Annotated in this window: 9 protein-coding genes; 2 read left to right on the top strand and 7 right to left on the bottom strand. The window is 40.9% G+C overall.

Going from position 1 to position 14,180, the window contains the following annotated elements:
• Positions 1-467 precede the first annotated feature (467 nt).
• Entirely contained in the window at positions 468-2,084 is a 1,617-nt protein-coding gene (locus tag C0V77_RS20280; RefSeq protein WP_229236336.1) for a nucleoside-diphosphate sugar epimerase/dehydratase, read from the top strand.
• Here the strand turns inward: C0V77_RS20280 and C0V77_RS20275 are convergent.
• The 4 genes from C0V77_RS20275 to C0V77_RS20260 all read right to left on the bottom strand — a co-directional run bounded on the left by C0V77_RS20275 (position 2,058) and on the right by C0V77_RS20260 (position 7,543).
• Positions 2,058-3,536 carry a capsule assembly Wzi family protein gene (locus C0V77_RS20275; RefSeq protein WP_101728211.1) on the bottom strand — a complete coding sequence of 493 codons (1,479 nt, stop codon included), beginning with the start codon at positions 3,534-3,536 and terminating at the stop codon, positions 2,058-2,060. The two genes, C0V77_RS20280 and C0V77_RS20275, sit on opposite strands and share 27 nt — an antisense overlap.
• Positions 3,537-4,038: 502 nt before the next feature.
• The gene (locus C0V77_RS20270) at positions 4,039-4,494 is read right to left on the bottom strand and encodes a hypothetical protein (protein WP_101728210.1); all 456 of its coding nucleotides are present in this window, start codon (positions 4,492-4,494) and stop codon (positions 4,039-4,041) included.
• Between the two features lie 378 nt (positions 4,495-4,872).
• Positions 4,873-6,075 (bottom strand): DUF1501 domain-containing protein, encoded by a 1,203-nt coding sequence (locus tag C0V77_RS20265; protein ID WP_101728209.1) that lies wholly within the window; start codon positions 6,073-6,075, stop codon positions 4,873-4,875.
• 49 nt (positions 6,076-6,124) lie between these two features.
• Positions 6,125-7,543, bottom strand: coding sequence for a DUF1800 family protein (locus C0V77_RS20260; RefSeq protein ID WP_101728208.1), 1,419 nt, complete (start codon positions 7,541-7,543; stop codon positions 6,125-6,127).
• Between the two features lie 226 nt (positions 7,544-7,769).
• Here C0V77_RS20260 and ileS point away from each other — a divergent pair, with 226 nt between their 5' ends.
• The gene (gene ileS, locus C0V77_RS20255) at positions 7,770-11,207 is read left to right on the top strand and encodes an isoleucine--tRNA ligase (RefSeq protein WP_101728207.1); all 3,438 of its coding nucleotides are present in this window, start codon (positions 7,770-7,772) and stop codon (positions 11,205-11,207) included.
• A 48-nt stretch (positions 11,208-11,255) separates the two neighbouring features.
• Here the strand turns inward: ileS and C0V77_RS20250 are convergent, their stop codons facing one another.
• The 3 genes from C0V77_RS20250 to C0V77_RS20240 all read right to left on the bottom strand — a co-directional run bounded on the left by C0V77_RS20250 (position 11,256) and on the right by C0V77_RS20240 (position 14,010).
• Positions 11,256-12,542, bottom strand: a complete 1,287-nt coding sequence (locus C0V77_RS20250; protein ID WP_101728206.1) for an aminotransferase class V-fold PLP-dependent enzyme — start codon at positions 12,540-12,542, stop codon at positions 11,256-11,258.
• Positions 12,543-12,857: 315 nt separating this feature from the next.
• Positions 12,858-13,463, bottom strand: a complete 606-nt coding sequence (locus tag C0V77_RS20245) for a superoxide dismutase (protein ID WP_101728205.1) — start codon at positions 13,461-13,463, stop codon at positions 12,858-12,860.
• Between the two features lie 88 nt (positions 13,464-13,551).
• On the bottom strand, positions 13,552-14,010 hold the full coding sequence (locus C0V77_RS20240) for a nucleoside deaminase (RefSeq protein ID WP_255408986.1): 459 nt from the start codon (positions 14,008-14,010) through the stop codon (positions 13,552-13,554).
• Positions 14,011-14,180 lie beyond the last annotated feature (170 nt).

Genomic DNA, 14,180 nt, shown 5'->3' with positions numbered 1-14,180 from the left:
CATTAAAACAGGTTGTAAAAGGTTATCCGTTTAAAAAGTTTTCGGCGTTAAAAAGTGTTTTTTGATTGTGTCTTAAATGATAAATAATAAATTTGCTGTGCTTTCCGATTTATAAAATTAATGATTAAGAGTCTATGACGATTTCTACACGAAAATATTCTGAGAAATTCGCCTCTAAATGGCTGATTTTTTTAGTTGATCTTATTATATGTTCCATAACTTTTACACTTGCCATTTTTGTTCACTTTGATTTCGAACTTACTTACGTAGAGCCTCAGTTTTATAAATATCATTTGTTTTTTGTTTTGCTTATTAACGGCCTCTTTTTCATTATTTTCAAGTCGTATGAGGGCATAGTAAGGCACACCAGTACAGAAGATATTACACTGTTGGTGAAGGTCGTTTCATTAAGCAGCATATTTATATTCTTCCTGTCAAATTTTGGGTGTTATCATAACATCATTTATTTGTGTATACCACCGCGTATAACTATTATTAGTTATTTTGTTACCCTTTTTGCGCTTATTTTCAGCAGATTTCTTGTAAAAAGCCTTTATGAAACATTTTACAGAAACATTAAGGCTATCAGCCCCATTATTATTTATGGAACCGGAGACCTGGGCCGTATAACTAAAAACAGTCTACTTAACGATAAAACCAAAAGCTATAAAATTTTATGCTTTATAGATGATAACCCACAAAAAACCAATAAAACTATTGAAGGAATTAGGGTTTTATCAAGAAAAGACGCAATTGAAAAGTATATTACTAATCCAAGGTCTACAGAAGAAGATCTGGAAGTTGTTTTTGCCATAGAAAAAATAACGCCTTTAGCAAAAGCTAAAATTGCTGAAGATTTTCTTGCTCTGGGCATTATACTTAAGTCAATTCCGCCTATTGATAAGTGGATAAACGGGGAATTAACTACCAAGCAAATACAAAATATTGAAATAGACGATTTGCTTGAGCGTGACCCGATATTTATTAATAACCGTTTTGTAGAAAGGTTTATAAAAGATAAAAAAGTATTAGTAACCGGCGCGGCCGGGTCAATAGGCAGTGAGCTCGTACGGCAACTGCTTAAGTTTTCGCCGGGAAGAATTGTTTTGATTGACCAGGCAGAGTCGGCGCTTTATGACTTAGAAAGTGAGATACTCAGAACCTCAAATGTTGATAAAACCCAGTTGCCCGACATACGTGTAGAGGTGTACGATGTAACCAATGAAGGGTTAATGGACCACCTTTTTAATGAAGAAAGACCTCAGGTAATTTTTCATGCTGCGGCATATAAGCATGTTCCCCTCATGGAAAAAAGTCCGTATCAGGCTGTAAGAGTAAATGTGCATGGTACAAAAATTATAGCAGAACTTGCTTCAAAGTATGAGGCTGAAAAATTTGTAATGATTTCTACCGATAAGGCCGTGAATCCCACCAATGTAATGGGTGCTTCCAAACGCCTGGCAGAAATGTACGTGCAGGCATTGGATAGCCACCACCGCAACAGAACAAGGTTTATAATTACCAGATTTGGCAACGTGCTTGGGTCTAATGGTTCGGTTATACCGCTATTCAAAAAACAGATAGAGAACGGCGGCCCCGTTACGGTAACGCATAAAGAAATTATCAGATATTTTATGACTATCCCGGAGGCATGCCAGTTGGTGCTTGAAGCGGGTACAATGGGGAAAGGCGGCGAGATATATGTTTTTGATATGGGCAAGCCTGTGAAAATATTTGACCTCGCCAAGAAAATGATTCAGTTGTCTGGTCTGGAGCTCGATAAAGATATTGAAATAAAAATAACGCAACTCAGGCCGGGTGAAAAACTGTATGAAGAACTACTGAATAGTAACGAAAATACACAACCCACCTATCATTCAAAAATTATGATAGCCAAAGTTGTACCTGTAGACTATGACTTGCTGAAAGTGGCAATTGCCCATCTGGAAACCACTATTGCATCGCTTAATAATACCCGCATTGTATCAGAAATGAAAAAACTGATTCCGGAGTTTATCAGCAATAATTCAGTTTACGAAAATCTTGACTTTGATGAGTTAGAAGAAAGTTCTTTGTATCCCTAGGTAACCCCCTAAGGTGCTTGTGAACAGATTACCCTCATCAAATGATACAGAAGAAACAATAGAAAATTTCGGCAGCTTATACCTTACCTGGCACAGCAAGGCAAATTGCCGGCGATCTAGCACAAACGGGTAAGTACCTGTATTTATGTTATAAAGTGCTTTGGTATAATAATCCATGTTTTTAGTTTTTCCACTAACGCCTAAAGAAAAAGCCTGTACCCTGTTCAGCATATAGGTGTCTTCCTGCATCTGAAGTTCTGCCGGCAACCCCTCCTTATTCACTGTCCACATGGGCACAAGTAAAGGTGTGCCTAGCGTATAACCATAGTAAGTCCAACCCCTTGTATAAGTACCATTCTGGAAGTAATTATCCATCCCTCTTAGTTCTGGAACTGTGTTTTCACTTCCGGTTGGTCCTCCCTGGCTTCTGGTATCCAGATATTCGAAGGTAACTCTTGTTATACCTTTCTCTACTAATTTACGCCTTAAAGATACGCCAAGTAGTCCATCGGTTATATTATTGAGGTAAAACAGTGAACCGTCTTCATAAATGCTTTGCCGGTACAAAAACACATCAAACAGGCGGGTGTTAATTTCTGCTGCAATATCAAAACTGCCGAGATGGTTTCCGGGTCTGTTCCAGGCTTCATTTATTGGTATGTTTGAGTTTAGGCTGCTCTCTCCTTTATTGATACTTAAACCTGAAATTATCTTTAGGTATGTAGCAAAATCTGAAGGATAGGTTGTGATAAGTGCACCTGATTTTTTGTCAATAAATGGCTCAGCTGGTCGCCCCCCCCATTGGACCTGATGGTTACCACCGGCATATAATTTTACACGCCAGCTGGGTTTCCCGATTCTTAAATACAGGTGCTTCTGATGCAAAAAAAAGTTCTGAACAGGGCCGTTCTCAAACCAACCATGGGCAAAAGCCCCTTTCACAGAAAATAGACCTTTTCCAAGAATAGAAACATAGTTGGGCAGGCCAATTTGTACTTTAGGAATAGGAAGGGCATTGCCGGACCAGATGTACGAACCCATGGTAAGAGTGGTATCTACCAGGCCTGTAATTTCTTTTCTTCGGCCGCTGTATAATTCAAAAGCGCCATACCTTACTTTAAGATAAGCTTCAGGAAGTAAAAACTGATTGGCTTTGCCCACATTAGCTACGGCGTTGATGCCGTATCCGTAAGAGAATTTTCTTAGTTTATGGCTTGATGATGTTTTGGTAGAATCATATTCTTTGATAAGCCCTGCCCTTAGGGTAAAGATGGGGTTTTCAATCGGAACAGTACCATACTGATTAGAACGTATCAAAAATGGTGTTTTGCCTGAACTGGACGCAAAGACTCCGCTTTCGATATGAAGCTTTGTGCCATTGGTACGGTTCTGGCTAAAAGCAAAAGATATCGAAAGAAATATTAAAATACCAGTTCTGTAAAAAAAACTCATATATAGGGCTTTAGCAAAAAAATATCTTTTAAAAAATTTGGGTTGCTGCAATTTACGAAGTCATAATCCAATTATTCATCCTCAGGCTATCTAATTAAAGATGAAATTAAAAAGTGGGTTTAACCGTGCTGATTCTTAACAATTAACATTTAATTCACAATAATCATGAGCAGTCGTTTTTCTCTCAATAGCATTTATAGTCTTCCTGGCAAAATTATTCATTGCAATATAGCAAAGATACCGTAGCCTGCAAAATGAATCGGGCATTAGGGGTTATTATATCAAATGCCCTTAATTAAACTTTAAGACAGTCTTTCTGTTTATATTTTCTTTGAGGCTATCGTTAAGGTATGCCGAGAACAACAGGGCACCTGCATTATTCAGGTGGGTTTCGTCTTTCCATTTATCAGGTTGTTGTAAGTCTGCTAACTTAGATACATTGCTCATATCAATAACTCTGGCCGGGGTTTTTTGGGCAGAAACGAATGCTTTTAGTTTATCGCTATAAACTTTGTGGTAATAGATGTTTTTGAAATTCGGCGGGAAAACGATATAAAGTTTTACATTGAATTTCGCACATTGATTGATTACATGCCCGAGAGAGAGCCTTTAGCTTTAGGTTATCAAGTTTAATAGGTTCAACTTTGTGCTTCCCGCTTTCATGTCTGATTTTTGACGTATCTAATCTGGCTATCAGAGGAGAAAAACCTAATGGATTTATCATTTTTTTTTCGTTTATGTAATTAAATATAATTGGATAAACCTTGAAATTATATTTAAACATATCAGATTGTACCAGCATTGTTTCTTTCCATCCAATTTCTTTTACATATTCTTTTAATAACCCGCTTTCAGCATAAAACGGATAAAGTGCTCTAAGCTCCTGATTATTCTGTTTCTGCCGAGATTCATCAAAATAATTAGCATCAAGTTGCAGTATTACCGATAAGTTTTTCAATTAAGTATGATTAGGGTTTAGAAAAAAGCCGTAAATGTTTCTGACGGATATTGCTATTTGCCTTCCATAAAGCTGAAAATCATAGATTTAAGCTGGGCATTTGACCTATTATCCGCCAGTATGCCAGAATATATCAGTCTTTAGAGGTTGTAATGCTAATTATCTTAGTTGAAGTAAGATAAATTAAGGTATAGGCAAAAAGGTTAATTTTGAAAGTCAGGGCACAAAATAACAGAAATATAAGCGAATTTAGCCTACAACTCTGGCAGAAAATTCTATGTTTTCAGGTCGAAAACAATAGTTTATAGACATAAAAAAAGAAGATAATACAAACTAAGTGGTTTTTTACATGAAGCTTGAAGCCGGAAATTTTTAAAATTAGACGAGTTTTAAATTTCCTGATGCACGTCCCAGTATTTTTTTTGCGTCAGAGTGCAGCCAGTCATTTAGCAACGATTCATAAATATCTCTGAAATCAACTGAAAATTTCAAATCGCCCTCATCCAGATTGGTTAAATCAGGGGCTTCATTCAATATTTCAGGGCGTTTGAGGCTACCGCCTATTAAAAATAAATTATTAGCTGTACCGTGGTCTGTACCGGCACTGGCATTTTCTTTTACTCTTCTGCCAAATTCTGAGAAAGTCATAATCACCACATCGTTAATTTTATTGTTTTTTTGCAGGTCATTAACGAATACCTGTATGGCCGAAGAGTAGTTCTGTAGAAGCCTTTCCTGCTGATTTAGCTGATTAAAGTGGGTGTCGAAACCAGAAACGCTTACATAATATACTCTGGTGGGCAGGTCTGATATAATAAGTTCTGCAATAGTTTTCAGGCGCTGGCCCAGTTCTCCGACCGGATAAGTGGCCGAAGATTTATAAATTTTTGATTGAGTATGTAAGAACTCGGCTGATGACGATGTTTCAGCAAGGGTTTTATACATATATGACAGATTCTGATTGGCTGACACCGGCGCAACACCTGCAACCTTACTAATAAACGGACGGCTTACCAGCCGGTATAATTTTTCGGTATCTTTTACTGCCAATGCCTTTACATTTTCGCCTTTCACTGACAAACTTAAGGTGTCGTCAATTTCCAATGCCTGATAAGGTGTACAATGCCCGGCGCAGTTGGCATCCAGGTATCGTCCCAGCCATCCGGTATTCAGGTATTCGGTTGATTCACTGGCGGTATGCCAAATATCCATAGAGCGGAAATGAGAACGGTCAGGGTTTGGGTAACCAACATTATTAATGATACTCACCAGGCCATCGTCATATAATCGTCTGAGGCCGTCCATGGCAGGGTTAAGGCCAAGTTCGTCGTTTAGTTTTAGTACTTTGTCGGGCGCAATACCAATATTGGGCCGGGCTTTATAATAAATATCGTTTGTGTATGGAATTACCGTGTTTAGGCCGTCATTACCTCCTGACAACTGAACAACAACCAAAACCTTGCCGTTCACCGGCTCTACACCCGGGTGTTGTGTTTCGTAGGCTTTCAGAAAATGAGGAACCAGCATACCGCCTATGGTTGCCAATGCCGATTGCTTGATAAAATCTCTTCTTGATGCCATTATTGATAAGTCCGTTTAAATGTAAATAAAAAAGTCTAACAGGTTATGCCTAGCATAGTTGGTATTCAGGGAGCATCCATAAATACATGGTTGTTTTTTTCATGGCATCAGCCTGTGGCCCGGCCTTAACGCGGCTCTCAATTTCTTTCATTATACTTTCATCGGGCATTGCCTGAAGCAAATAATTTGTCATTTCTTCCAGCAGGTTAGTTTTTTTGCCTGCAAAATATGGCGCTAATTTTTGCCAGTCAGATTCACCACTGAACCCTCTTTTACGTGTCTGGTACTCCGTATTGATGTCGCCATCGCTTTTAGCACTTATTTCGGGTTGCCTGTCTGTAAAAATAAGAGACGGAAGCTGCATTCTGAACAAAAGACTGGAGCTGTCGATCCAGTTTTTTCCTCCAGGCCACCCCGCTACATTGGGCGGATACAGTAATATCTGACCTAACAGCCGCTCAATAAGCAAAGGCGCCTCCGGGTCATCAAAATGTATTTGCATGGTTCTTTTCATGCCTACCAGTAATTCTATAGGTGACTTAATATGCGACCCGATGTTGCGCGCATCGAAGAACCAGTCGGAAGTAAAAATATGTTGAAGCAAAAGCGAAATTTCATAACCCGATTCATAAAACCGTTCAGCAAGTTTGAGTATTTTTTCAGTATGCCAGGGGTTGGCGGTATCTTCATTCACAAGCTGCCTGTAAATTTTTTCTGTTACAAAAACGGCAGTTTCTTTTTTTTCAAGAATCATAGAGATAACGTCTTCTCCCTTAAAGTTTCCGGTTTTGCCAAAAATGGTTTTATCGCCGTCGTCATGTTGTTTTTCTTTAAATACAAACTGGCCGTTTGTGTCAAAGTCCCATCCTGTAAAAGCTCTGGCTACCTGTTTAATGTCTTTTTCGGTGTAGTTGCCTCTGCCAAGTGTAAACAACTCCATCAATTCTCTGGCAAAGTTTTCATTCGGACTTTTTTTTCGGTTCTGCCTGTTATTCAAAAACTGTAGCATTGATGGTTCTTTAGAAACCGCAAGCAGCAAATCTCCGAACTTCCCCAAAGCATATTTACGAAGGGTATTTACATAGCTTTGCGAATAATAGGCATCCTGACTTCTGGATACCAGATGCCCATGCCAGTAAAATGCCATTTTTTCTCTCAGAACCTCTTTGCCCGAACTCATTTTTTCAATCCAGGCAATATTAAGTCTGGTTTGGTCTTCCTTTCTTTGCTTCTCAATTTCAAGTTGCTTTTCTTTTAGGCGCGTTAGGTCTGTTTTGTCTTTTGATTTAGAAAAGGTATCTGTCGTATCCGGGGGCTTCACCACTTCGATAGGGCTGAAAGATTCTGAATCTTTCAGGAGCCTCTTGAAAATTCTTTTGGCAGAATGGTGTTTGGCCTCTTTTATGGTTGAGAGTGGCGCTCCGAATCCCGCTCTCCAGAACAAGTGCTGGGTTTGCTTTTGTAACACGGCTTGTTATTTATGTGTGCAGTGTTAGATAACAATACAGTTTGTCGGTTTAATTCTGAATGATTTAATCTCAAAATTTTAATCTTAAACCCGGATAAACCAGGTTTTGAATTTGATTAAAACCTTAAATCTGTTTATTTCAATTATTTCTATGGGCTAAAAATCGTTATCTTTGCACTCTGTTTCAGGCAGGATTTGTAAAGCCTGCCGATATTCGCTTTTACATATGCATTATAAAGAATATAAATCTGTTAACTACGCAGCCATCGCTGACGAAATTCTGGAGTTCTGGAAAAAGAATAAAGTATTTGAGCAATCGGTAGAGGTAAGAGAAGGCGCACCTGCTTTTACATTCTATGAGGGGCCTCCGTCTGCTAACGGAGCGCCGGGTATCCACCACGTAATGGCTCGTACAATTAAAGATATTTTCTGCCGGTACAAAACCCTGAAAGGCTTTCAGGTAAAACGTAAAGGTGGTTGGGATACCCACGGCCTGCCGGTTGAACTGCAAGTGGAGAAAGAACTGGGTATTACCAAAGAAGACATTGGGATTAAGATATCGGTTGAAGAGTATAACCGGAAATGCCGTGAAACGGTGATGCGCTTTACCGACCAATGGAATGACCTGACCGAAAAAATGGGTTACTGGGTAGACCTTGATAACCCGTACATTACCTACAAAAACGAATATATAGAGTCTATCTGGTATCTGATTAAAGAGTTCTACAAAAAAGGCCTGCTCTATAAAGGGTATACCATTCAGCCATACTCGCCTGCTGCAGGAACGGGGCTTTCGTCTCATGAGTTAAACATGCCCGGCACTTACAAAGAAGTGAAAGATACTTCTCTTACGGCGCAGTTTAAGGTGAAGAAATCAGACAAGTCTGACTTTTTGTTTGAAGCAGCCCAAGGCAATGAGGTGTACATATTGGCCTGGACAACCACCCCGTGGACACTCCCTGCCAACTCAGCGCTTACGGTAGGTAAAAACATTGACTACGTATTGGTAAAAACGTTTAATCCGTACACCTACCTGCCAGTAAATGTGGTTTTGGCAAAAGTGTTGGTGAGTAAATATTTCTCTGAGAAAGGGCTGGACGGTGATTTTGACGGCTTTGCTGCGTCAGACAAAAAACTGATTCCGTGGACAATCCTTACAGAATTTAAAGGCGCTACATTAGAGGGTATTGAGTATCATCAGTTATTGCCCTATGTTCAGCCGGATGCAGCTGCTTTCAGAGTTATTATAGGCGACTTTGTTACTACTGAAGACGGCACAGGGGTTGTACATACTTCACCAACCTTCGGTGCTGACGACTTCCGGGTTGCACAGCAAAATGGTATTCCGCCGATAATGGTGAAAGACGAAAACGGCAAAGAGGTGCCTATTGTTGATAAGCGTGGCCGCTTTGTAAAAGAAATTTCTGACTTTGCCCTGGAGTATGTTAAAGAGGCATATCTGACAGACGACGAAAAAGAAACAGAACGCCAGAAACAGGGCCGAGACAAATATCTGTCGGTAGATGAGCGCATCGGTATCAAACTGAAAACTGAGAATAAAGCGTTCAATGTTCAGAAGTTTGACCACCCTTACCCACACTGCTGGCGTACTGATAAGCCTGTGTTGTATTATCCGCTTGATAGCTGGTTTATTCGCACCACGGCCATGAAAGACAGGCTGGTGGCCTTGAATAAGACCATTAACTGGCAGCCTGAAAGCACCGGGACGGGTCGTTTCGGCAACTGGCTTGAAAACGCCGTAGACTGGAACCTGTCTCGCAGCCGTTACTGGGGCACTCCGCTACCTATCTGGCGGAGCGAAGACGGTGAAGAGGTTTGCATTGGCTCATTGGAAGAACTGAAAAACGGTATTCTGCATGCCCTGAAAGATGAGGCACTATCTGCCGAACAAAAGCAGAAGAACGAGTATTTTCTTGCATTGCTGGCCGATAACAAAGAAGACCTGCACCGCCCTTATGTAGATGAGGTGTATCTGGTATCTACCAGCGGTAAAGTAATGCAACGCGAAACCGACCTGATTGACGTATGGTTTGACTCTGGCGCTATGCCGTTTGCACAGTGGCATTATCCGTTTGAGAACAAAGAGATTTTTGAAAATAATTATCCGGCTGATTTTATTTCGGAGGGTGTAGACCAGACACGTGGGTGGTTCTTTACCCTGCATGCCATATCTGGTATGTTGTACGACTCTATTGCCTTTAAAAACGTGGTGTCGACAGGGTTGGTGCTTGACAAAAACGGCAACAAGATGTCTAAACGCCTGGGTAATGCTGTCAATCCGTTTGAGACGCTATCTCAATATGGTGCCGACCCAACCCGCTGGTATATGATTACCAACGCCGAGCCTTGGGACAACCTCAAGTTTAACATGGATGGTATCACAGAAGTGCAACGTAAGTTTTTTGGTACACTTACCAACACTTACAATTTCTTTGCGCTGTATGCCAATTTGGATAATTATAAAATGACAGAGGCCGACCGTGTGCCTTATGAGCGTTTGCCTGAAATGGACCGTTGGATTTTGTCTAAATTATATACGCTTATCAAAGAGGTTGAAGAGCAATACGAGACCTACAACCCTACTAAAGCAGGGCGTTTGATACAGGATTTTGTATGCGACCAACTCTCTAACTGGTATGTGCGTTTGTGCCGCCGTCGTTTCTGGCAAGGCGAAATGACCGAGAACAAAAAGGCAGCTTATGAAACACTACAGCACTGTCTGGTTGCGGTTTCGCAGTTGATGTCGCCGATTGCTCCTTTCTATGGAGACTGGTTGTATAGAAACATGACTGATTGCATCCGTGAGGAAGCTAAAGCCAGCAAAACCCGTTTCTTGCATGAGTCGGTGCACTTTACTGAATGGCATAAATATGACGAAACACTGGTAGATGCTGATTTGGAAGAATCGATGGATTTAGCCCAGAGAATATCATCGCTGGTGCACTCATTGCGTAAAATACATAAAATTAAGGTTCGTCAGCCATTGCAAAGAATCCTGATTCCGGTGCTTTCTGAAAGTACGCGTGAGAAGATTCGTCATGTGGAAGAAATCATTAAGTCGGAAGTAAACATTAAGGCTGTGGAATATCTGGATGATGACTCGGGTATCCTGAAAAAGAAAGTGAAGCCAAACTTTAAAGTACTGGGCCCTAAATACGGCAAGGACATGAAAGAGGTGGGCAGCTTTATAAATGTTATAACAGCAGAACAACTGAAAGAACTGGAAAAAACCGGCGAACTGGCCACGCAGTCAGCACTGGCAGCGTTTACACATCTGAAACTGGAAGACGTTGAGATTCTGACAGAAGACGTACCGGGCTGGTTAGTAGCCAGCGAAGGTGGGCTAACAGTTGCGCTGGATATGACCATTTCTGAAGAACTCCGTTATGAAGGTATCGCCCGCGATTTTGTAAACCGTATTCAGAACTACAGAAAAGATAATGGTTTTGAAGTAACCGATAAAATCAGGATATCGTTAGCCAACAATAATGAAACGTTGGTAGCGGCAGTTCAGGCCAATAAAGATTATATCTGCCAGGAAGTGCAGGCGCTTTCGCTGGTTTTAAGCGATTCGGTTGAACAAGCCAGTGAAATTGAAATGGACGAGTTCCTGTTGCTTGTAAATGTTGAAGTAGCAAAGTAAATGCTGATTAAACAGATACAGAAAAGGTGGAGCAATCTCCACCTTTTTTTATGTTTTAGCAATGTGCTTTATGCCATCCAGTAACCTGTCTAAATCGTTAAGAGTAGTGTACACATGAGGTGTTACCCGCACGCCATCTAACTTTTCCCATTTAACGGGCGAAGTATGTATTTTGAATTTCCCGAGCAATTCGCCTTCAATTTTGCCTGCTTCCAGGCCTTCTATGCCAAAATGCGCCAATGCACCCGAGTATTCGGCTTTTAAAGGCGTATTCAGCTTAAACTTTGTAATACCTGAAGCCTCTTTGGCCCAGTAGTTTTTCAGATACCGCAACCGGGCTTCTTTACGGGCATTGCCAATAGCCAACTGGAAATTAAGTGCCTGCCCTATGGCTTGCTCTATCATAAAAGGTCTGGTACCGAGGTTCTCAAATTTACGGATATTGTCAGAGGTGGGCTTATCGTTAGGTATCAACGGAAACACCTTGCTGATTTTCTCTTTCTTTATCCATAACATACCCGAGCCTATCGGTGCCGACAGCCATTTATGCAGGCTGGTGCCGTAGTAATCACCTCCTAAATCAGGTATTTTATATTCCAGATGCGCAAAAGAATGAGCACCGTCTATCAGTACTTCAATGCCTCTTTTGTGGGCTTCGTCTGCTATGCGTTTGGCAGGTAAAATTTGCCCGTTCCAATTTACAATATGGGTAATATGCACCACTTTGGTTCGGGGTGTCATTTTCTCCACAAATTTCTTCACAATCAGGTCGTTGTCTTCTAACGGCAGGTCTAAATCAACATAGTTGATTTTCAGTCCATCACGCATTTCTCGCATCCGCCAGGCATGTAGCATATTCGGGTAATCGTAGCGGGTCATTACTACTTCATCACCTCTTTGTAAGGGCAAACCCAGAATCACCGTATCCAAGGCCTCGGTTGCATTACGGTTGATAGCAATTTCTTCCGGCGATACCCCCGCATATTTTGCCAGATTCTCTCTCAGTGGTTCTCTTCCCTGGTCTAATATGCGCCACATAAAGTAACTCGGCGCTTCGTTGGCAAATTTTCCATAACGTTCTACGGCATTTTGTACCACCAGGGGTGCAGGGCTTACGCCACCGTTATTCAGATTAATAATTTGCGGCGATACTGTATAAGCCTGCTGAATCTGATACCAGTAGTCTTCGTCAGATGCCAGTTCCAACGCTGATTTATTGGTTTTAAATGAGCCGATGGTTACGAGCTCGTCGGCTGAAAGCGCCTTTAATGTGGGTAAGAGCGATGCTCCGGTGAGCGCAGATACACTGCGGATGAAGTGCCGGCGTGAGTTCATTGATTCAGTAGTTTAGGAATTGAGTGTTTGCGAATATAAGTAAAAGCAAAACAGATACAAATGGAAGAATTATTTTTATTGCTGATTAGACCGGATGTCTATAAAATACATTACTAAATCCAAAAAAAACACAAAATGCCAATGTATATACAGGTATGCACTTTAGCTGAAGTGGCTTACAGCACCTCCGGAGTAAACACTCAATAAACCAAAATACTGAAAGAACAAAGAAATTGAAAGACAGATTGATATATAAAAGCCGACTCAAAATCTGATTTGAGCCGGCTTTTATATATCAATAGAACGAGAATAATTTTATTTACCTGAATACAATTTCGCTACTGCATCCCAGCTCACTACATTCCAGAATGTATCTACGTAGTCAGGGCGTTTGTTCTGGAATTTCAGATAATAGGCGTGTTCCCAAACATCAAGACCCAGAATCGGTGTTCCTTTTTTATCTGCCACGTCCATCAAAGGATTATCCTGATTAGGAGTAGACGTAATAAATAACTTACCATCGGCATCGGCTGCTAACCATGCCCAACCCGAACCGAAACGTCCAAGAGCCGCTTTTTTAAACTCATCTTTGAAAGTATCAAAAGAGCCAAAAGCCTCATCAATTGCTTTGCCCAGGTCGCCGGTAGGGGCACCGCCACCATTAGGAGACAAAATGTTCCAGAATAAATCATGGTTGAAATGGCCACCACCGTTGTTTCTTACCGGAGCAGGGTATTTGCTGATATTTGTTAGCAATTCTTTTAAACTTAAACCTTCTAATTCAGTACCTGCAATGGCATTGTTGAGATTAGTTACATAGGTTTGGTGATGACGGTCATGGTGGATTTCCATTGTTGCCTTATCAAAATGAGGCTCCAGTGCGTCACTTGCGTAAGGGAGCGGATCGAGTGTGTATGCCATATCTTAAAGAAAGTTTTAATTGTGATTATCAAATAACTTAGTGTTGAATGTAACGCCGTAGCTATTAGTTTAACGCGAAGCGCTAAAATTATGTTCGCAAATTTCTGAAAAAATTCTTCATTAGTGTTTCGCAATCCTTTTCCAGAATGCCTTTTACGAGCGTAGTTTTAGGATGAAGAATATTGGGAGAAACCCTGGAAAAACCACGTTTCGGGTCAGATGCCCCATATACAATCCGGTCAATCTGCGACCACCCCAACGCCCCGGCGCACATCACACAAGGTTCAAGCGTTACATATAAAGTGCAGTCTTTCAGGTATTTGGCGCCCAGAAATTGTGAAGCAGCCGTAATGGCAATTATCTCGGCATGTGCTGTTACGTCGTTCAGTTGTTCGGTCTGGTTGGTGCCTTTGCCTATAATTTTGCTGCCGCCTGCTACTACAATTGCACCCACCGGAATTTCCCCGGCTTCGCCTGATTGGATGGCTAAATCCAATGCCTTAGCCATAAAGTATTCGTGCGAGTATAGCGGATAAGAGAGACCCAAATTGGTAAATGGTTAATGGTACAATGCGCAAAGATAATCTGTCAAAAATTAAGCACCGATTTTAACATAGTTTATTAATTGTTTAACTGTCATTTTTTTTCAGATTTAGAGTTTAGCCCAAATCATATTAAGATTATGTGAATTTTTATTATTCCTATATAGTCTTCAAT

The organism is Emticicia sp. TH156, assembly GCF_002855535.1.
Lineage (GTDB): Bacteria > Bacteroidota > Bacteroidia > Cytophagales > Spirosomataceae > Emticicia > Emticicia fluvialis.
The sequence above is the reverse complement of the archived record's forward strand: the minus strand, read 5'-3'. Positions and strand labels throughout refer to the sequence as shown.

Bases quoted from the DNA above. Each gene is read 5' to 3' on its own strand.
- C0V77_RS20275 (WP_101728211.1), bottom strand. From the start codon at position 3,536: ATGAGTTTTTTTTACAGAACTGGTATTTTAATATTTCTTTCGATATCT.
- C0V77_RS20265 (WP_101728209.1), bottom strand. From the start codon at position 6,075: ATGGCATCAAGAAGAGATTTTATCAAGCAATCGGCATTGGCAACCATA.
- ileS (WP_101728207.1), top strand. From the start codon at position 7,770: ATGCATTATAAAGAATATAAATCTGTTAACTACGCAGCCATCGCTGAC.
- C0V77_RS20250 (WP_101728206.1), bottom strand. From the start codon at position 12,542: ATGAACTCACGCCGGCACTTCATCCGCAGTGTATCTGCGCTCACCGGA.
- C0V77_RS20245 (WP_101728205.1), bottom strand. From the start codon at position 13,463: ATGGCATACACACTCGATCCGCTCCCTTACGCAAGTGACGCACTGGAG.